General features: G+C 68.3%; 1 protein-coding gene. It reads left to right on the top strand.

What is annotated here, in order from left to right:
* Positions 1–16 precede the first annotated feature (16 nt).
* A partial coding sequence (locus tag AC1DY7_RS31290; protein ID WP_477497645.1) for a cadherin repeat domain-containing protein occupies positions 17–467 on the top strand: 451 nt, incomplete at its 3' end.

Here is a 467-nt window from a genome sequence, read left to right as displayed (position 1 = left end):
CAACAATATCTACGACGTGACGGTGCAGGTCTCCGACGGCTCGCTGATCGACACGCAGGCCATCGCGGTGACGGTCACCGACGCCAACGAGGCGCCGACGATCACCTCGAACGGCGGCGGAGCCACGGCTTCGACCTCGGTAGCGGAGAACACCACGGCGGTGACCACGGTCACGGCGAGCGATCCGGATGCCGGCGCAACGCAGACCTACTCGATCTCGGGCGGCGCGGACGCCGCGCTGTTCACGATCGATGCCTCGACCGGCGTGCTGTCCTTCGTCTCGGCACCGAACTTCGAGGCGCCGGCCGACGCCGGCGGCAACAATATCTACGACGTGACGGTGCAGGTCTCCGACGGCTCGCTGATCGACACGCAGGCCATCGCGGTGACGGTCACCGACGCCAACGAGGCGCCGACGATCACCTCGAACGGCGGCGGAGCCACGGCTTGCGGCGGAGCCACGGCTT

The organism is Mycobacterium sp. P2_H7 (genome assembly GCF_056403275.1).
Note: the sequence above shows the minus strand (reverse complement) of the source record. Positions and strands in the feature narration are given on the sequence as shown.